Annotated in this window: 16 protein-coding genes; 10 read left to right on the forward strand and 6 right to left on the reverse strand. The window is 69.0% G+C overall.

What is annotated here, in order from left to right:
* Positions 1–29: 29 nt before the first annotated feature.
* The 4 genes from ACEN98_RS06560 to ACEN98_RS06575 all read right to left on the reverse strand — a co-directional run bounded on the left by ACEN98_RS06560 (position 30) and on the right by ACEN98_RS06575 (position 3,461).
* Positions 30–893 (reverse strand): NmrA family NAD(P)-binding protein, encoded by an 864-nt coding sequence (locus tag ACEN98_RS06560; RefSeq protein WP_413382792.1) that lies wholly within the window; start codon positions 891–893, stop codon positions 30–32.
* Positions 894–1,341: 448 nt separating this feature from the next.
* Positions 1,342–1,500 carry a hypothetical protein gene (locus tag ACEN98_RS06565; protein ID WP_413382795.1) on the reverse strand — a complete coding sequence of 53 codons (159 nt, stop codon included), beginning with the start codon at positions 1,498–1,500 and terminating at the stop codon, positions 1,342–1,344.
* Between the two features lie 48 nt (positions 1,501–1,548).
* Positions 1,549–2,388, reverse strand: a complete 840-nt coding sequence (locus ACEN98_RS06570; protein WP_413382798.1) for a phytanoyl-CoA dioxygenase family protein — start codon at positions 2,386–2,388, stop codon at positions 1,549–1,551.
* Positions 2,389–2,423: 35 nt separating this feature from the next.
* On the reverse strand, positions 2,424–3,461 hold the full coding sequence (locus ACEN98_RS06575; RefSeq protein WP_413382801.1) for a hypothetical protein: 1,038 nt from the start codon (positions 3,459–3,461) through the stop codon (positions 2,424–2,426).
* Between the two features lie 100 nt (positions 3,462–3,561).
* On the opposite strand from ACEN98_RS06575, the gene ACEN98_RS06580 reads away from it, so the two are divergent.
* The 6 genes from ACEN98_RS06580 (at position 3,562) to ACEN98_RS06605 (ending at position 12,277) form a co-directional block, all read left to right on the forward strand.
* A complete protein-coding gene (locus ACEN98_RS06580) occupies positions 3,562–4,053 on the forward strand; it encodes a DUF3828 domain-containing protein (protein ID WP_413382804.1) in 492 nt (163 codons plus the stop codon).
* 135 nt (positions 4,054–4,188) lie between these two features.
* Positions 4,189–5,697 (forward strand): hypothetical protein, encoded by a 1,509-nt coding sequence (locus ACEN98_RS06585; protein WP_413382806.1) that lies wholly within the window; start codon positions 4,189–4,191, stop codon positions 5,695–5,697.
* The gene (locus ACEN98_RS06590) at positions 5,694–7,175 is read left to right on the forward strand and encodes a hypothetical protein (RefSeq protein ID WP_413382808.1); all 1,482 of its coding nucleotides are present in this window, start codon (positions 5,694–5,696) and stop codon (positions 7,173–7,175) included. Before ACEN98_RS06585 ends, ACEN98_RS06590 begins: the two co-directional genes overlap by 4 nt.
* Before the next feature lie 20 nt (positions 7,176–7,195).
* Positions 7,196–7,669 carry a hypothetical protein gene (locus tag ACEN98_RS06595; protein ID WP_413343842.1) on the forward strand — a complete coding sequence of 158 codons (474 nt, stop codon included), beginning with the start codon at positions 7,196–7,198 and terminating at the stop codon, positions 7,667–7,669.
* 18 nt (positions 7,670–7,687) lie between these two features.
* On the forward strand, positions 7,688–11,413 hold the full coding sequence (locus ACEN98_RS06600) for a tubulin-like doman-containing protein (protein WP_413382810.1): 3,726 nt from the start codon (positions 7,688–7,690) through the stop codon (positions 11,411–11,413).
* A gap of 9 nt (positions 11,414–11,422) precedes the next feature.
* Positions 11,423–12,277, forward strand: coding sequence for a hypothetical protein (locus ACEN98_RS06605; RefSeq protein ID WP_413382812.1), 855 nt, complete (start codon positions 11,423–11,425; stop codon positions 12,275–12,277).
* A 6-nt stretch (positions 12,278–12,283) separates the two neighbouring features.
* Here the strand turns inward: ACEN98_RS06605 and ACEN98_RS06610 are convergent, their stop codons facing one another.
* Both ACEN98_RS06610 and ACEN98_RS06615 read right to left on the reverse strand, forming a co-directional pair.
* Positions 12,284–14,071: an FAD-dependent oxidoreductase gene (locus ACEN98_RS06610; RefSeq protein ID WP_413382814.1), complete on the reverse strand. Its 1,788-nt coding sequence runs from the start codon at positions 14,069–14,071 to the stop codon at positions 12,284–12,286.
* Between the two features lie 102 nt (positions 14,072–14,173).
* Complete coding sequence (locus ACEN98_RS06615; RefSeq protein WP_413382816.1) at positions 14,174–14,593, reverse strand: PACE efflux transporter; 420 nt, start codon at positions 14,591–14,593, stop codon at positions 14,174–14,176.
* 89 nt (positions 14,594–14,682) lie between these two features.
* Here ACEN98_RS06615 and ACEN98_RS06620 point away from each other — a divergent pair, with 89 nt between their 5' ends.
* The 4 genes from ACEN98_RS06620 to ACEN98_RS06635 are packed head-to-tail and all read left to right on the forward strand — an operon-like array spanning position 14,683 to position 18,633.
* A complete protein-coding gene (locus ACEN98_RS06620; RefSeq protein ID WP_413382818.1) occupies positions 14,683–15,570 on the forward strand; it encodes a LysR family transcriptional regulator in 888 nt (295 codons plus the stop codon).
* Positions 15,571–15,630: 60 nt separating this feature from the next.
* A complete protein-coding gene (locus ACEN98_RS06625) occupies positions 15,631–17,040 on the forward strand; it encodes a metallophosphoesterase (RefSeq protein WP_413382820.1) in 1,410 nt (469 codons plus the stop codon).
* Positions 17,030–18,283: a cytochrome-c peroxidase gene (locus tag ACEN98_RS06630; RefSeq protein WP_413382822.1), complete on the forward strand. Its 1,254-nt coding sequence runs from the start codon at positions 17,030–17,032 to the stop codon at positions 18,281–18,283. Before ACEN98_RS06625 ends, ACEN98_RS06630 begins: the two co-directional genes overlap by 11 nt.
* Positions 18,280–18,633, forward strand: a complete 354-nt coding sequence (locus tag ACEN98_RS06635) for a hypothetical protein (protein WP_413382824.1) — start codon at positions 18,280–18,282, stop codon at positions 18,631–18,633. Before ACEN98_RS06630 ends, ACEN98_RS06635 begins: the two co-directional genes overlap by 4 nt.
* Positions 18,634–18,719 lie beyond the last annotated feature (86 nt).

The following is an 18,719-nucleotide window of genomic DNA, read 5'->3' on the forward strand; positions in this document are numbered from 1 at the left end:
TCAATCTAATTTGCATGAACTGTGTAGTTTTAATACTTTCGATTTGCGCTTTCGCAAATGAATTCCTCGAGCGTCGTCGCGCCGCGGACGGGGTCGTCCGGCCAGCGGTCCTGCTCGTCCAGCACGGTCCCGGTCATGCACGTATAGCTGCGCGCCGCTTCCGCCGAAAAGCCGAGCTGGCGGAACGTCTGCTCCCAGGCGTGGCGCGGGACGACCTCGACGTCGACGGGGCGGCCGAGTGCCCGCGCGAACGCGTCGGCGACGTCGCGCGGCGTGTAGCGGCGCGGGCCTTCGATGTAGAGGGTCTCGGTCCGGTCCGCGGGCTCCATCAGCCGCTGCGCGGCGGCTTCGCCCAGGTCGCACGGCGCGACCATCGGGATGGCGGCATCCTCCGGAAAGAAGCTGGGCAGCTTGCCGCGGTGGCGCACCGTGTCGAGCATCTCGGTCCAGTTGCTCATGTAGTAGGCGCCGCGATTGACGGCGACGGGAACGGCCTGCGCCCGCAGCTTTTCCTCGAATTCGAACAGCACGGTGAGGTCGCCGCACGGCTCGCCGGCGCGCGCGCCGAACGTCGAGACGGCGATGGCCTTGCGCAAACCGGAGCCCGTCACCGCGTCGACGATGGCGGCGGCGTTCGCGCGCTCGACGGCGTCCGTGTCGGTGAACGGCGCAGCCGGTGGATTCAGCAGCAGCGCGGTGGTGCCCGTACGCAGGATGGCGCGCAGCGCGGGCACGTCGCGCACGTCCGCGACGGCGACTTTCGCACCGGCATCGCGCAGCCCGGCCGCATGGCCGGCATTGCGCGTGACGACCGTGACGGGTTCGCCCCGGCGCAGCAGTGCGCGGGCCGTGGCCGAGCCGACGTGGCCGGTGCCTCCGATGATGATGTGCATGACGATCTCCTTTCGTAACCGTAGAAAGGAAGATCTTAAGAGGGAGTCCTGACAGTTTTTGTCAGGAGCGACAGAAGGTCAGCGGCCGATCATCAGGTGGGGCGCGGTTTTCTGTTCGTACGTCGGTGAGCTTCGCCGACGAACGTATCCTCAGCTATATTTTGCTTTACTTGGGCTGACGTAATCGGGGAATCAGGCGTGCCCGCGGTCGTTTCGTGCAGTCGCACGATCTTGTGTAATTCGTCGTCCAGTGCGGCAGCCCTCAAGTTGAGTGCCCGAATGTAGCTGGAAAGTTCTTCCTGCTTCGCGAGGGCATTATGGATGGCCTTTGAAAACTCCGTGTCATGGTGCGTCGTGATTATTCGGTCACTGACTCTTCAGTTCCTTATTGCGCATGGCCAGGTTGAGCACGTCGCGCCGGATGAACTCGACGGTCTCCGCAAGCGGCTCATCGACCGCGTTTCGAATCGCTTCCGAAGGCGTAGAGCAGATCGTATTCGAACACACAGTCGTTCGGCCGGAAGCCATTCCGCACCACATCGGAGAAGCTTGCCTGCGCCGCTTCCAGCCACTCGCCTTCGTGAAAAATCTCGATATGACAGTCCATGCCCGGCTTGTGCTTTAAAAGTGCATTAAAAGATACTGGAAGAGTATATCAATCGAAGCCACGTACGGGAAAATCCGCATCCCGCTGGATCCAGTTGCGCGGCGAATACGCAGTGCGCGCATCCGTCACGTGCAAGGTAAACGCGTGCCGCGAGACAGGCGACCGGTTCGGTGCGCTGTAGTGCGGCAGCAGCCCATGGAAGCAGACGAGATCCCCGGCCTTGGCCACCAGCGGCACGGCCGTGCTGTCGTCCGGCCACGGCGTGCCGTCCAGTTTTTCCATCGCGATGGCGTCGCCGTCGCGCAGGAAACGCTCGCGCAGCGGGCCGCAGTGGCCGCCCGGTTCGACCCACAGGCAGCCGTTCTCGATGGTCGCGTCTTCCAGCGCGAACCAGAACGTCGTCACGCTGATCGGCGTGGAATCGAAGAACGTCGCGTCCTGGTGCCAGCGCACTTCGCCGCCGATGCCGGGCTGCTTGAAGATGTACATCGATTGCCAGATCTGCGGCTGTTCGAGGCCCAGGTCGCGCGCGACGGCCGCCAGCTTCGCATCGTGCGTAAACGCCTTGAACACGGGGTCGAGGTCGTGCATGGCGTGGCCGATCTTGTTGATCGACAGGGCCTTGGCCTGCTTCAGCCGGCCGTCCGGGCCGAAGGCTTCCTCTTCGAAGAAGCAGCGGATCGTGTTGTCCGAGCCGAGGAACCAGGCGTCGCTGGCTCTCGCCTGGTCGCGCGTGGTGAAGATGGCGCGCGACTCCGCTGGGTCGAACGCGTCGACGATGTCGCCGGCGCGTGCGCGCAGGCGCGCGATCTCGTCGGGCGCTTTGAAATTCGGGATGACGATGTAGCCGTCGCGCCGGTACCGGTCGCGTTGTTCGGGAGTGAGCATGGCTTGGTCCTTCGACTAGACCATGCCATTGTAGATCAGGCGGCCACCGTCCACGCACCGTCCGCATACACGCGCTCGTCGTCCAGGTACACCGCGTCCGTCACGACGAACACGTCGATGTGGTAGCGCGCATCCTTGCGCTTGAACCCCGGTTTCGCATACACGCCATGCTTGGCGCCCAGCGACAGGTGGATGCCGCACATGCGCTCGTACGTGCCGATGTCGTCCACGCGGCGCTCGCGCGTGAAGGCGCGGTTCATGCCGAAGCCGAGTTCGCGCACCCAGACTTCGCCCTCGTCGCGGCGGATGATGTCGAGGACTTCCTGGAACGCCGGCGTGACGTTCTCCGTGCCGACCACGCGGCCCTTCTCGATGACGAGCGTGATCGGTGACTCGGGCCGGTTGACGAGGTAGGACGTGTCGCCGAACACGTGGACTTGCGCGCGCCCGCTGACGGCTTCCAGGTCGCGCGCTTCCGTGAACACTTCGCCGATCGGGAACTGGCCGCCGACATTGTGCATCGCGCTGTAGTCGCCCACGTTCAGCTTGGCGCTCTCCAGCGGCGAATCGAATACGAGGACGTCGCCGCCGCCATGCACCTCGGCACGGCGGGCACGGTCGATGCGGGCCTTCAGCGCATGGCCCACGCCGCGGAAGTAGGCGGGATCGTAGGCCAGCGCCTCGATGTAGTGCCCGCCCTGCGCGCCCGGCATGCGCGACAGGTGCACGTGCTCGATCACCTTCAGGCCCAGCTTGAAGAGTTCCACGCGCAGACGGAAGCCGTCGAGGCGGAAGTTCGTCGACTGCACCAGGACGACGAGATCCTGCGGCGCCAGCGTGCGGAACGTCGCGAGCACCTCGTCGGGGGCCACCGTGTCGAAGTCGACGAAAGAAGCGTCCGGCAGGTTCGCGCGGTACGCGGCGACGAGGGCGCGGGCCAGGGCCGTGCGGGTGTCGAAGACGACCAGCGCGCGCCGCTCGGACGTGTGTTCGAGCGCGATCGCGAGCACGTCGCGCAGGTGCGCGGTGGCGGAGTCGATGGCGGCGGCGGGCAGGGCGTCGGTGGTCGTCATGGCATGGGTGAAGGGGAAGACAACCCGGCATTATACCCTTGCGGCAGGTCACGATCAGGCCGGCCGGAATGCTGCACAGTCTGGCTGTCAGGAGCCCATCATGTTGATTCGTAAAGGAAATTTCCTAAAGCTCATTCTGTTTGGCGTGCTGCTGGTTTGTCTCTCGGCGCATGCGGCGGCGTTGCGCGCACCGGAGACCGTGGCCGCGGAATTCTATGGCTGGTACCTGCAGACGCTCGACGCCGACCAGGATCCCCTGAGCGACCGCTACGACCGCCTGAATGCATACGTCGCGAAGCCCCTCGTCGACCAGCTGGTGAAACGCCTGCAGGAGCAAAAGACGGCGGCCGGCGACTACTTCCTGCAAGCGCCGCGCATCCAGGGCGCATGGCTGCGGGGGCGCGTGCAGGCCGTCACCCTGCGCCGCCAGGCGCGCAGCGCCGACGTCCTCGTCACCCTCGACGGCGACGGCGACGCGAAACATGAAGTGGTGCTGACGATGGTGCTGGACAACGGCACCTGGAAGATCCGCCACGTGAACCGCGCGGCACTCGATGCTGCCGAAAGTTCCACTTCCCGCGCCGCTATTTGATCCCTGAAGCACAGCCACGCGCTACTCCGTGAACAGGGCGCCGTCGGCTTGATCCCGGCGCTATGATTTCAAAACGATAACGGTCCCGACGTTGGGGGGACCGTCGAACTTTTGACGATCAGACGGTGGGAGCGCATGGCATACCGATGGGAAACGCCGGCCAGTATCTGGCTGGAGGATGAGCGCAACGGACAGTTCGAGCTCGTGTCCAGCGACGGGCTGGGCCGGATCGACTGGCAGGCCGCCGCGCGCGGCCGCCTGGCCGATTGCGCGCACCTGCTCGGCGCCTCGCTGCCGCGGTCCTGCGACCACGCCGCCATCTATCCCGAGGGGTTCGCGTTCTGTCCCACGTGCGGCCGCCCGCTCGACCGCCTCGGCGTCGCGCCCGAGCGCCATCCCGACTGGTGGGGGCCGTATGCGGATGCGCTGCTGCCCCGGCACGTGCCGCATGGCCTGCCCGTGACGTCGCTGGCGCTGGGCGACAGCCTCGAAGAGCGGCCTCCCGCGCCGGAAGTCGGCCGCTTCGACGCCGCCATGCCGCCGCCGCCGAACGCCCATTGCGTATTCGCAGCCGCCACCTTCGGCTTTCCCGAACAGCGCCTGCTCGCGCTGGCGCCGGGGCGGGGCGTGCTGCAATACTGGGATCCGCTGGCGGAAGTCTGGCACGTGCTGTTGCCGGAAGAGGGCGCGGCCGACCTCGCGTTCGGCGCATCCGATTACGGCTGGCTGCCCACGTCGCATCTGCAGGTGCCCGCGCGCCGCGGCGACGTGGCGCTCGTGCCGACCGCGCGCGGCCTGTACCGCCTCGCCATCAATCCGGTCAGCGAGACCTGCCGCACGGAGGCCGTGCTGGCCGCGCCGGTCGTCGCGGCGCCCGGCCTGATGCGGCGCCAGCTGGGCGTCCTCGTGCGCAATCCGGGCGGCACGCTGGGCCTGTGCGGGCTCGGCGCCGACCTGTCGCCCGGGCCGCAATTCGATTGCGGCGCGTTGCCGCTGACCGGCTGGACGCGGCCCATCGGCTACGACGGCCAGCTGTTCTGGCTGCACGGCGAGGGCCAGCTCGCGTGGCGGCCCGGCGAGGCGCCGCGCTGGCTCGCGTGGCCGGACACGTGGCTGCCCAGCCTCGACCTCGGCGGCCCGACGTTGAGCCGCGACGGCCGCATGTGGCTGATCGGGCATGACGGCTTGTCGTATTCGTTCCTCGAACTGGGCGCAGAACGAGTACAAGCGCGCCCGCAGCGCGAACCGATCGACGGCGCGCGCCTCGGCTTCGCCAACCTGCTGTTCCGGCGCGGCCATCCCGTCGTCGACGAACCGTGGTCCGGCGAGCACGTCGAGGACCAGCACGAGGACGATTCCCTCGTCCTGCCGCTGCTGCGCAGCTTCAACAATAACCGCAGCCAGCCCAGCGGGCTCGTGCTGCGCTTCCACAAATACACCGGCCGTGCCGAAGACGCGCTGGCCAACCGCGTGATCGCCCGCACCACGGTGGAGTGGATCGGCCGGCGCAACGTGATCCTGGACGAAGTGGCGCGCCTCGCGCGGCCGCTCGAGTGCGTGCCCTTCGTCTACGCCAACCGCCTGTGGCTGCACCACCCAGACTGGAACCGGATCCGCGGCTGGAATCTGGAAGCGCCGACGTGAGGGCCTTCGTCCTTTTCCTCGCGCTGTGCGGCGTGATGCCCGCCTGGGCCGTGCCGCAAGTGGCTCAGGTTATTCTGGTGCAGAATTCCGGCTGGATGGAGCCGTTCTACACGGACCCGCAATCGCAGTTCAAGCCGCTGGTCGCGGCGCTCGCGGGCAATGTCGCGCAGCCGGGCGACGCGCTCGTGCTGGCCGCGTTCAACCAGTCGCTGCCCGGCGCGCCGTCGCCGCGCGCGCTGCTGTCCGAGCAGGTGACGAAGGACACGCCCGCGCACGTGCGGGCCGCGCTGGCGGGGCTGCAAATGGCCCGCAAACCCGGCGGCACGGCGCTCGCCGACACCGACCTGGGCGAGGCCGTGGAGACGACCGTCACCAAAGTCCTGGGCGGGAAGGCGGGCCTCGTCTGGCTCGTGACGAACAACCGCAACAGCCCGAACAACGACCAGGCGACCGCGCAGCGCAACCGCGAGTTCTATGCGCTGATCCACAAGGGCGCCGCGATCACGAAGGCGCTCGCCTTCCCGCTGCGGATGCCCGTGCAGGGCCAGCACTACCACGCGAACGGCCTGATGGTGTACGTGTTCGCGGTCGGTCCGGAGGGTGCGCGCGCCCTCGACGCGATGCTCGCGGCGGGACGCGTGCAGCGCGTGATCACCGAACCGCCCGCGCGCCTGAAACCGCTCGACCGCGACACGGTGCGCCTCGTGCCGCGCAAGGTCGAGAACGCACCCGGCGTCGAGTTCTCGATGGATGCGGCGGGCCGCCTGCGCGCGGACGTGTCGCCCGCCGCGCGCACGCCCAGCGCGACGATCCAGTGGCAGCTGCAGAACACGATGTATCCGTACACGATCGCGGGGGCGACGATCTCCGCGCGCTCCATGCTCGGCGGCGAGAACCGCCCGATCGCGCTGAAGACGAATACCGTCACGCGGCTGGCGCCGGGCCGCGCGGAGCCGCTCGCATCGACGGTGCAGCTGCCCGTCGCGCAGCTGCCGGGCAAATGGTCGATGGCGGCGCTGAAATCGGCCGGCTCCGCGTACGTGCTGCCGGGCCGGATCGAACTGCACCTGCAGGGCCAGCGGCTGGAACTGTCGCAGGCGTTCCGCGAGCGCATGGCGGCGCTGTTCCCGGGCGATCCGCTGCCGGACATCTTCACGCCGCCGGCCGACATCCAGGCCTCGACGGCCGTGCTGCCCGTCGAGGTGCATGTCCATTACGGCTCGGGGCCGCTCGTCGCCTTGCTGGCCGGCGGCCTCGCGCTGCTGGCCGCCGGCGCGGGCGCCGCGTATGCGTACGGCCGGCCGCGCCGGGTGCAGCTCGTCGTGGAAGACGAATTGCGCACCGTGCACACGCGGGCGGGCGCCACGCAACCGATCTACGACAAGGCGGGCAATGAAGTGGCCCGCCTGAAGACGACCTTGTTCGGCCACCAGTTGCTGGACCTGCGCGAAGGCGCGCAGGTGCGGCTCGGCCGATGAACCCACGGGAACCCTCCACCATGCAGAACGACCAGACCAAGCCCGCCCCCGACACCGCCGGCACCGACCCGGGCTTCAAACTCCCCGGCCAGACGGCGACCACGCCGCAGGACAGCCTGCCGAAGACGACGCCCGACACCGCGACGCAGCCCGTCGAGATCGCGCCCGGCGGCGCCACCAACACGAGCGCGGCGCCGCTGCGCGACACGGCCGGGCGCGACATGGCGATCGGCGCCGTCGCCTTCGTCGTGCTGCTGGTGATTTACTTCTTCGTGCGCAACGCCTACGTGCACCACCTCGTCGTCAAGCGCGTGGCGCCGTCGGCGGCCGGGAGCGCGGGCTGGCTGCTGTTCGTCGGCATGGGCTTCCTGTCGGCCGCCGTCGTGCTGGCAATCGTCAACGCGAGCAGATACCTGACGCCCGCCATCACCGGACCGCTGGTCGTCGTCGGCGTCGTCACGCTGGTCGCGGCCTTCTTCGTCGGCCGCCGCTGACCTTTCAAAGAGAACACCATGGCAGATTTTCCCGATCCCGCATCCCTGGGCAACAAGGCAGAGTTAAAAGTCGACCTGCGTCCGACGCTGTTCATCGGCGCCGGCGGCACCGGCATGGAAGTCATGATGCGCATCCGCCGCCGCATCCTCGCGGCCGTATGGAACCGCCGGCATCCGACCCGCGTCGAATCCATCGCCGACTTCCCCGTCGCGCGCTTCCTCCATTTCGACCTCGATGCGAACGCCGTCATCGACGAGGGCAAGTCGCAGCGTACGGACCCGTGGTTCGAGCTTGTGAAGTTGTCCGATGAAGAGCGCCTCGTCGAACCGCTCGACCTGCCGCAGTACCACGAGTCGGACGACAGCCTCGCGCGCTTCCCGCTGATCGAAAACTGGATGCCGCTGCGCCCGAAGAAACTGCGCTCGCTGGGCATCGATCCGTCCAAGGGCGCGGGCCAGATCCGCGCGCTCGCGCGGCTGTACCTGTTCGACAAATACCCGAAGCTGCGCGGCCGCATCAAGGGCGCGTTGAATTTCCTGAGCAGTAACGCGGGCATCGAGCGCAAGGAGAATTACCAGCGCCTCGGCCTGCAGGTCGACACGTCGAAATTCCGCATCGTCGTCATCGCGTCCAACGCGGGCGGCACGGGTGCCGGCAGCGCCATCGACCTGGGCTGGATCGCCAAGGCCGTCGCGCGCCAGGAAGTGTCGGACAGCCAGGTCGACCTCGTGATGTTCCTGCCGTCCGGCTATGCGAAGGCGAACAAGGAGCGCACGGAGGCGAACGCGTACGCCACGTTGATGGAGCTGGAGACGAGCATGCGCGACATGAACGCGCGCGTGCAGTGGATGGAACCGGACAGCATCGTCGGCCGCGGCACGCCGTTCGACGACGTGTACTTCGTCGACACGGCGAACCTCGCGAACAAGGCGACGCAGGACGTGAAGGACGTGTACCAGATGGTGGCCGACACGCTGTTCGAGGATTTCGCGTCGGCCGACTTCGCCAACCGCAAGCGCTCCGTCGCCGTCAACCAGCAGCAGCACAAGCTCGGGCCGTACAACCCGCGCGTGCCGGAGCAGCGCTTCGGCGACATGCGCCTGTCGTACTCGAAGGTGTATTCCGCGTTCGGCCAGTCCGTGCTCGACACGCAGCAAAGCCTGCGCGAAGACATCCGCGCCTACGAACTGGCGGCGCTGATGGTGAAGGCGTTCTTCGGCCTCGTCGCGGCCGATGGGAGTGCCGCGCGGCGCGCGACCGACCAGGAACGGGACGCGTTCATGCGCGAGCAGATGGGCATGGCCGAGCATCCGTTCACGGAATTCCCCGATTTTAAAAAGGGCACCGTCGACGTCACGCCGTTCCCGGAATATGCGCTGACGGACATGCTCCTGCTGGACAAGGACCAGCGCTCGCTGCTGGAGCGCGTCGAGAGCAAGGTGCAGCTGGAGATGGACCGCATCATGGCCTCGTACGACCTCAAGCTGTGGCGGGAAAAGGTCGTCGAGCTGCTACCGAACCTGGAACGCGACGCCATCCGCGAGGCCGGCGCCACGGCAGAGACGAGCGAGGACCGCATCAAGCGGCATACGGGCGAGCTGCTCGCGCAACTGCGCCTGAACGTGCGCGGCCGGTTGTACATGCTGCTGGACGACCGCAAGCAGGGCGGCCTCGAATTCGTGCTGTCGCTGCTGGAGCAGGTGAAGGCGCGGCTCGCGCAGCGCGACCTGGCCAGCGTCCAGCGCAACGGCAAGCGCTACCGCGACGTGCGCGACGCGCTGCGCACGCGCCAGGTCGAGGAATCGCTGAACCACCTGACGCAGGCCGCGGGCCGGCTGTTCGGCAAGGATGCGCAGGCGAGAGAGATCATGAACCACCTGAAGCGCGATATCGCCGACTACCTGCGCTTCCACCTGCTCGCCGTCGCGGCGGGACAATCCATCGAGGTGATGCAAAGCCTGTCGTCCTGGCTCGGCGAACCGCAGGCGCCGGACGAACACGGCCAGGTGCGCTGGAGCGGCGTCGCCGGCGAATTCCAGGAAGGGCGGCGCAACGTGGGCGCGATGCTGGCCGCGGTCGACCAGCGCATCGGCCAGCTCCGTGCCGACGCGCGCCAGGAACACGCCACCTACATCAAGCTGGCGAGCGACGTCCTGCCGGAACCGGTGCGCCTGACGGGCGACGTGAGCGCGTGGAGCGAAGAGGTGCTGCTGGAATTCGGCGGCTCCGCGCGGCTGTTCCCGCAATTGGGCGACGAGAGGCTGCGTGCCGACCTGCTGTTAAAACTGTTCCGGCGCGCGCAGCTGCAGCTGTCGGGCGAGCAGGCCGTCGCCGAGCTGCCGGACCCGCTCGTGGAACGCCTGGGCGCGATGTCGCCGCAAGAGCGGCATCGCATCTTCTCCGAGTGGATCAAGAGCGCCATGCCATGGATTAACGCGCGCTTCTCGGCCGAGTTCACGCCCAGCGCGGACCAGTTCAAGTGCTTCATCGGCGTGGGCGATCCGGCCGCGTGGCGCAGGCTGGAAGGGGAAATCCGCGCCGCCGTGCCGACTGGGTTCTTCCACGGCGACCTCGTGTCCGTCGTGAACACGGGCGTGCCGGGACGTGCGGTGTGCTATATCGAGCTGTCCGGCTACCCGATGACGGTGCTGCGCGGCCTGCCGACGTGGCGCGCCAGCTACCAGATCGAAAACCCGAAGATTCCGACGCACCTGCATTTCGATTCGACGCGTTTCCGCCACCCGATCTCGCCGTCGATGGACGAGCTGAATCGCCTGGCCGACGACTACGAATTCTTCCTGGCTGCCGTCGCGCTGGGCGTCCTGCGCCGCAAGCAGGACGCGGGCGACCGCGAGGCCGCGTTCCAGCCGCGCGGCCAATACCTGTTCGAGGTCGAGCAGGGCTCGGGCGAATGGCTCCAGATCGGCAACGAGTACGCGATCCGCTCCAACGGCCTGCCGCCGTACTACCGCGAGCAGGTGATCGCGGCGACGCGCCAGCGCCTGGCTGCGATGGGCCCGCACCAGCTGGCGCTGCTGGCCGCGCTGATGCGCCACTACCAACTGCGCGTGTACGAGCCGAAGCTGGAAGTGGACGAAACGGGCGCGCAACTGCCGTCGCCTTCGCTGCCGTACATCACGGCGCGGCGCCTGTACGACCAGTGGATGCGGCGGGCCGTCGGCATCGACCCGGCGCTGTCGCCCGCGCAGGTGGAGGCGGCGCTCGCGCAGCTCGACACGTGGACGGAGACCGTGCCCGATTCGGCGTCCGACGCGTACGCGTGGGAAGTCGAACGCCCCACGGACAAGCGCGTGATCCGGCCCGAGTTCCTGTCGGCCGACGCGCGCGCCGCGCAGGCGCTGGAACGGCGTGCGGCGATGCCGGTCATGCCGTCCGCGCAGTTCGCGCCGGCCGCGCCCACCGTCGTCGCACCGACGCCGGGCGCCCCGGATGCAGTGCCTTCGCCAGGCCTCGGGCCGGCCGCGTACGTCGTCGGCGCGACACCGATCCCCGTGCGCTACAAGCTGTTCGTCGGCGGCGTGCAGCGCGGACCGTTCGCGCTGGACGAGGTCGTGCAGCAGCTCACGCGCGGCGAGATCGACACGGGCACGCGCATCTGGAACATGCAGTGGAATCCGCGCGCGGACAAGTGGAAGACCGTGGCCGACATCCCGGAACTGATGGCGGCCGCCGGCGCCGCGATTCCCGATCCGGACGACGACGGCATTCCGGACCCCGAATAAGGACGCACCGTGCAGGACGAAGCAATCTACCGCTGCATCAACACCGCCTGCGCACGCGGCATGCCGCGCCGCGTGCAGTACTGCCCGTATTGCGGGACGGCCCAGCAGGCGGGCGCACCGCCGCCACCGCAGGACGATGGACGTGTACGCCGCGATGCCGCCGATAACGTTACAACTGCCGCTGCCGCGGCAGCCGGGGCGGAGGCCGTCGCCGGATTGTCGGGCTGGTCGGATGCGCCGGATACCGTGCAGGAGGCGCCACCGCAGCCGCCGCCGAAGCCGACGCCGTCCGCGACGGCCTTCGGCCACGGCGGCCGCCCGGTCGAGGCCCATACCGCGCCGCCGCCGGAGCGGGGCCGCGGCATCCCGTGGTCGCCGCACCCGACGCCGCCGCCTTCGCCGGCACCGGCGGGCCGCCAGCCGATCCGTCTGCGCTGGTGGATCGTCGCGCTGGCCGTTCTGTGGGGCGTGTGGCTGTGGGCCAAGCCGTCGGCGAAGAAGATCGACAAACGCATCGACGGCGCCATCGCGCTGGCGCAGGCCTGCCAGGGCAAGCAGGCGCAGGCCGAGCTGATCGCGCTGCGCAGCAGCCGCGCCACGCCGCAGCAGCTGGAACGCCTGCAGCGCGAACTGAACGAGGCGTCCAGCGCGTGCACGCGCAAGCGCCAGCGCGCGAGCGCGTGGGCGGAGGCGCGCGGTCCGATCGAATCTTCGCTGGCGTCGGGCAGCGTCGAGCGGGCGCGCACGCGCCTGCAGGCGTTCACCAAGCGCTGGGGCGAGGACGACAACACGCGCGCGCTCAAGGCGCGCATCGACGCCGCGCGCGCCGAGCATCCGCTGGCTATTCCGCCAGACGCGCAGTAACGGGAGTCACGCGTTGCGTGTAAATCCGTCCTCGCTCCAGGCTTCGCTGCCCACGCCGTGGCGCACGAAGAACAGGCCATCCGGATCGTACTTGCGCTTGACCTGCGCGAGCCGCGGATAGTTGGCGCCCCAGAAGGCGTCCTGCCAGCCGGCCTGGAAATAATCGCTTTCGGAGACATAGGAACCGGCCTTCGGCGCCACCGCGAGCAGCGCGTCCATCGCCCGGCCGATCGCCTGCGCGCGGGTGCGCCCGCGGACCGCATCGACGGCGCCGCCGGGCATGCCGGGGAAGCGCGGCCCGTCGCCGCCCGCGATGATCGCGAGCGCGAACGCGTCCAGCACGGCGGGGTTGGTCGCGGTGTCGCGCGCCGCATCGATGTCCGCCTGCGGCGCGCCGGCCAGGCCCTTGTTGAAGTGCAGGCCCACGCTCCAGTGCCGGCTCGCCTGGAACAGCGCGTCGGCGAGGCCGGCCTGGCGTTTCGGATCGAGCAGCCCGGCCGGCAGCCACGCCGACTTGTAGCCGTGGATGAACCAGCCCTCCTGGTCTGTGTCGCCCTTCCAGATCACGTGGTGCGCGGGCGCGCCCGGACGCGGATCGGCGACCATGAAGCCGGGCGCGTGTTCGCGGAAGAACGCCGCGTCCCACATATGCCGCGCGGGCAGGGCCAGCACCTGGAACGGCTTCTCGAACGTGTAGCCGGGATGCGCGCGCAGCCAGTCGAGCAGCGGCGCCCACGTGCGGGAGGCAGCAGCTTCGTCGAGGTCCTGGAACACCATCGAGACGTCGACGGTGTTGTCGCCGTGGATGCCGATCTGTTCGCCCCAGTGCGGATTGAACAGGTCCTTCGCATAGAACTCGACCAGCTTGCCGACCAGCGCACGGAATGCGGCATCGTCGGCCGCGCGCATCTTGCAGAAGACGGCGCCGAACGTGGCCGGCAGCTCGCGGGTGCGCAAGGTGAGGCGCGTGACGATGCCCACGCTGCCGCCACCGCCGCCTTTCAGGGCCCAGAACAGGTCCGCGTTCGTGCACGCGTTGGCGATGCGGACCTGGCCGTCGGCCGTCACGACTTCCGCCTCCAGCAGGCCGGCCGCCGCCGTGCCGTAGCGCTTGGAAAAGCTGCCGAAGCCGCCGCTTTGCACGAGCCCCGCCACGCCGACGGTCGTGCAGCCGCCGCCCTGGACGTAGCGGCCGCCGCGCGTCGTCACCGCATCGTAGGCGTCGATCCACATGGCGCCCGCGCCCACCGTGACGGCCGGCTGCGGCGCGGCCCCGCAGTTGCGCGCGACGAAGGCGGGTTCCAGGCGGACGTCGTTCATGTGCCGGGTCCAGACGAGCAGCGAATCGGGCGCGTCGGACGTGCCCTGGTAACTGTGCCCGCCGCCCTTGACGACGAGGCGCAGGTCGTGGGTGCGCGCGAAGTTCACGGCCGCGGCGACGTCGGCCGGCGTGCGCGCCGCGACGGCGTACGCGCTGGGCTGCGAGGACCAGGCGTCCAGCCAGCCGCTCGTGTGCGTGAAGTTCGGCTGGTCGCCCATCTCGAAACCGTTTTTCAGCCGCGCCAGCGCGGCCACGCACGAGGGCGCATCCGCGCTTGCGGCGCAGCCGGCGAACGGCGCGTCGAGCTTGACGAGGCGGCCGCCCACGCCGCGTTTCAGGTCGTCCCACGCGGCGGCGGACGGCCACAGCGGATCGCCCGGCCGCACGCGCCGCCGCAGCGGTGCGGCGGCCGTGGCGCCTGCGAATGCGAACGGCAGCGTCGCCGCGGCCTTGAGAAGGAATCGTCGTTTCACGGTGTCTCCTGACTGGATCGAATGCCGGTCAGGCTACGCCGGCATGCACGCGCGGGCGAGCGGAATGTGGCGAACCGGGAGACGGCCGGGGCGAACCGGACGTCAGGCCGCCGCCTTCGGCAATCCGAACACGAGGTCGAACGCCCAGTTGAACGCGAAGCTGTAGAGGACGAAGAACGCGACGAGGCCGATGTCGAGCAGGAAGGCGTCGACGAGCGACGTGTCCAGCGCCCACGCGAACATCGGCACGATGGCGAGCACGAGGCCGCCCTCGAAGCCGATGGCGTGGACGACGCGGCGCAGCAGGCTGCGGCCGCGCGTGGCTTGCCGCGCTTCCCACGCTTCGAACAGCGTGTTGTAGACGAGGTTCCAGACGACGGCCGTCGCCGACGCGAGGACGGACGCGATGCCGGCGGCGCCCGCGTCATGGTCCGCGAGGCCGGCCAGGCCGGCCGTCGTGCTCGCGATGGCGATGGCTTCGTACAGTGTGACGTAGACAATCTTGCGTTTGATGCCCTGCATGGTGTTGCGCTTTCCAATCTCGATGGCGTCAGGATATGTCGGTCGAGTTGATGTATAAAGTCAGGATCTTTCAACTTTATTGACAGGTCATGGCATTCACCAGCGACAGCGTGCGTATCTTCCTGGCCGTGCTCGACCACGGCTCCTTCTCGGCGGCGGCCCGTGCGCTGGGACGCGTGCCGTCGGCCGTCAGCATGGCCATCGCCCAGCTCGAGGCGGAGCTGGATTTGATCCTGTTCGACCGGTCGGGACGCGACCCGCGTCCGACGCACGCCGCGCGGGCGCTGGAGCCGCGCGCGCGCCACGTCGCCAGCGAAATGCGGCGGCTGCAGGCGGACGCGCTTGCGCTGCACGGCGGGCTGGAACGGCGGCTGACCCTGGCCGTCGTGCCGGAACTGATCGCGGGCCGCTGGAGCGTGCCGCTGGCCGTGCTGGCGCGCGAATTTCCGTCGCTCGAAGTGGAAGTGCTGTCGGCGCCGCAGGCGGATGCGCTGCGCCTGCTGCACGACGGCGGCGTGCAGCTTGCCCTCGTGTTCGAGCGCGAGCGGCTGGACGACCGCGAGGCGTTCCAGGAAGTGGGCAGCGAACTGCTCGTCGCGGTCGTGGCGCCCGGCCATCCGCTGCTGACGGGCGGCGCGCCGCGGCTGGAAGACCTGATCGACCAGCGCCAGATCGTCGTCGCGGGCCGCGATGGCGCGGGCAGGGATCCGCGCTTCGTGCACGCGCGCGACGTGTGGCGCGTGGACAGCTACCTCGCCACCCTGAACCTCGTGCAGGCGGGCCTCGGCTGGGCGTATCTGCCGCGCGCGCTCGCGCAGCCGCTGGTGGCGGCCGGGAGCCTCGTGGAGATCGGCTTCGACAACATCAGCAATGCGCTGCGCCTGTGGGTCGACGTCGTGTGGTCGCGCGAGCGGCCGCTGGGCCTGGGCGCGCAACGTTACGTGGACCTGATGCGCGAGGACTGGCGGATGTCATAGCCGGGTCATATTGAGTCCCTATCGTGTTGCGATTTCAATCACGCACGAAGGGACACCCAGATGATCGGATCGAACGGCCGGGCGCTCGGCGCCATCGCGCTGGCGAGTCTGCTGGCGGCATGCGGCTCGACGCACATCGACGAGGCGACGAAGGACGGCTACGTGAAATACGCGTGGGTCGTGATGGGCGACGGCGGCAAGCCGGTCGCGCGCGCGGCCACCACGTACGGCACGTGCCCGGTGATCACGGTCGACGGCGCCGATACGCGCATGACCCTGCGCGCGGCCGCAGGCACGCCGGCGCAGCGCACGACGGCGAGCGCCGCCGCGGATTCGAAACCGTCCGCGTTCCCGCTCAACGTCTGCGAGGCGGCGGTGGCGGCGGATGCGAAAGAGGCGCACGTCGGCAGCAGGGCGCTGCCGCTGCCGAAGGCGGCGCCGCAACGCATCGTCATCCTGGCCGACACGGGCTGCCGTTTGAAGAAGGCCGACAACGCCTGGCAGTCGTGCAACGACGCCGACGCGTGGCCGCTCGCGCAGATCGCCGCCACGGCCGCGAAGCTGCGGCCGGACCTCGTCATGCACATCGGCGATTACCATTACCGCGAAAACGCCTGCCCGTCCGACATTGCCGGCTGCAAGGACAGCCCGTGGGGCTATGGCTGGGACACGTGGGAAGCGGACCTGTTCAAGCCGGCCGCGCCGCTGCTGGCCGCGGCGCCGTGGATCGTCGTGCGCGGCAACCACGAGGAATGCGCGCGCGCCGGCCAGGGCTGGTTCCGCCTGCTCGACACGCAGGCCTACGGCGCGAAGCGCACCTGCGACGATCCGGCCAACGACGCCATCGCCAACTACACGGCGCCGTATGCCGTGCCGCTCGGGAGCGACACGCAGGTGATCGTGTTCGATTCCGCCAAGGCGGGCAAGGCGGCGCTCGCGACGAACGATCCGCAATTCCTCGCCTATCAGGACGAGTTCAAGACGGTCGCCCAGCTGGCCGGCAAGGCGAAGACGACGAGCCTGTTCGTCAACCACCACCCGATCCTCGGCTACGCGCCGCTCGCGGGCGGCGCGCCGGCGGGCGGCAATGCGGCGCTGCTGTCGGTGATGCGGCAGCTGAACGCGACCGCGTACTATCCGGCCGGCGTATCGCTCGCGATCCACGGCCACGTGCACGACTTCCAGGCGATCAGCTTCGCATCGAACCACCCGGCCACGTTCGTCAGCGGGAACGGCGGCGACAACCTCGACGTCGCGCTGCCCGACCCGTTCCCGGCCGACCTGCCGCCGGCGCCGGGCGTGACGGTCGACCGCATCACGCACGGCAATACGTTCGGCTTCATGCTGATGGAGCGCGCGGGCAGCGGCTGGACCTACAAGGCCTACACGAAGACGGGCACCTTGATGGCCACGTGCGCGCTGGCCAACAACCGCCTCAATTGCGACAAGGCGGGCTTCCTTGCGGGGTAAGTCAGTGATCGTCGCAGGCGTGCTGGCGGCATCCATCGCATTCGCCGGCACGCCGCAACTGCCCGCGATGCCCGGCGTGGCCGGCCCGTTCTCGCCCGCGCCCGCGCGCGTGGCGCTGGGCCGGCAGGTGTTCTTCGACACGCGCCTGTCCGAGCCGGCCGGCACGAGCTGCGCGAGCTGCCATGATCCCGCCCAGGGCTTCGCGGGCAACCACGGCTCGCGCATCGGCGTGGCGCTGGGCAGCCGGCCGGATCTCGTCGGCAGGCGCAACGTGCCGTCCGTGCTGTACGCCGCCTACGTGCCGCCGCTGTTCTTCTACCAGGACGACGACGCACTCGCGCCCACGCCGTTCGGCGGCCTGTTCACGGACGGCCGCGTAGACTCCCCGGCGGAACTGGTGCGCCATCCGCTGCTCGATCCGCTCGAGATGCACAACCGCAGCGACGCCGATATCGCCCGCAAGCTGCGCACGGCGCCGTACGCGGACGGTTTCAAACGGACCTTCGGCCCTGACGTATTCAGGACGACGGCCAGCACGCTGGCCGCGCTCGGCGCCGCGATGGACGCGTTCCTGCAAAGCCGCGACATGTCGCCGTTCTCGTCGCGCTACGACGCCTGGGTGCAGGGCAAGGCAAAGCTCACGGCGGAAGAATTGCGCGGCCTGAAACTGTTCAAGGACCCGGACCGCGGCAACTGCGCGAGCTGCCACAAGTTCAACGAGACGTCGACCAATCCGGCCCGCTCGCTGTTCACGGATTTCGGCTACGATGCGCTCGCCGTGCCCCGTAACCGGGCCATTCCGGCCAACCGCGACCCGCGCCACTTCGACGAGGGCCTGTGCGCCACGGGGCGTGCAAAAGGATGGAAGGAGCCCGGGCAGTGGTGCGGCTACTTCCGCACGCCGAGCCTGCGCAACGTGGCTGCGCGCGAGCGCTACATGCACAACGGCGTCTTTTCCGACCTGCGCGACGCCGTCGCGTTCTACGCCACCCGCTCGATCGAGCCGGAACGCTGGTACGGGAACGGCCGTCAATTCGACGACGTGGCGCCGCGCCACCTCGGCAACGTCAACGTGGCTACCATGCCGTACAACCGCCGCAAGGGGATGAAGCCGGCGCTCGACGATGCGGACATCGACGCCATCGTCGCGTTCCTGCGTACGCTGACGGATGCGCCGTTCGAAGCGTCCGCCGCGGCGCGTGGTGCAGGTGTATATTCGGCAACAAAGGAGGGTGCAAGATGAAACGGATATCCATCATCGGCGCGCTGCTGGCGGGCTGTCTCCTGGCGGCGTGCAACCGTGGTACGGACGACGTGGGCCCCGCCCAGCAGGCCGGCAAGGCCATCGACGACGCGGGCGCCCGCGCGCAGGCGAGGGTCGACGAGGCCGGCGCCCGCGTGCAGGAAAAGCTCGATCACGTGAACGACAAGATCGAGCGGATCAACGAGAAGGTCGAGGACAAGGTCCAGGCCCAGGTCCAGAAGGCCGACCAGGCCGTGCGCGAGGCGCGCGCGGGCGCGAAGGAAGCAACGGAGCGGGTCGGGGAGAAGGTCGAGGAGGCCGGGGAGAAGATGCAGCAGGCGGCGAAGTAAACACGTAGCCTAAACCTCGTCGTTCCCGCGAAGGCGGGAACCCAAGTACGCCGCGTCGACGCCAGGGAACTTGGGCCCCCGCCTGC

It is taken from the genome of Massilia sp. CT11-137 (genome assembly GCF_047302885.1).
Taxonomy (GTDB): Bacteria; Pseudomonadota; Gammaproteobacteria; order Burkholderiales; family Burkholderiaceae_D; genus Telluria; species Telluria orientalis.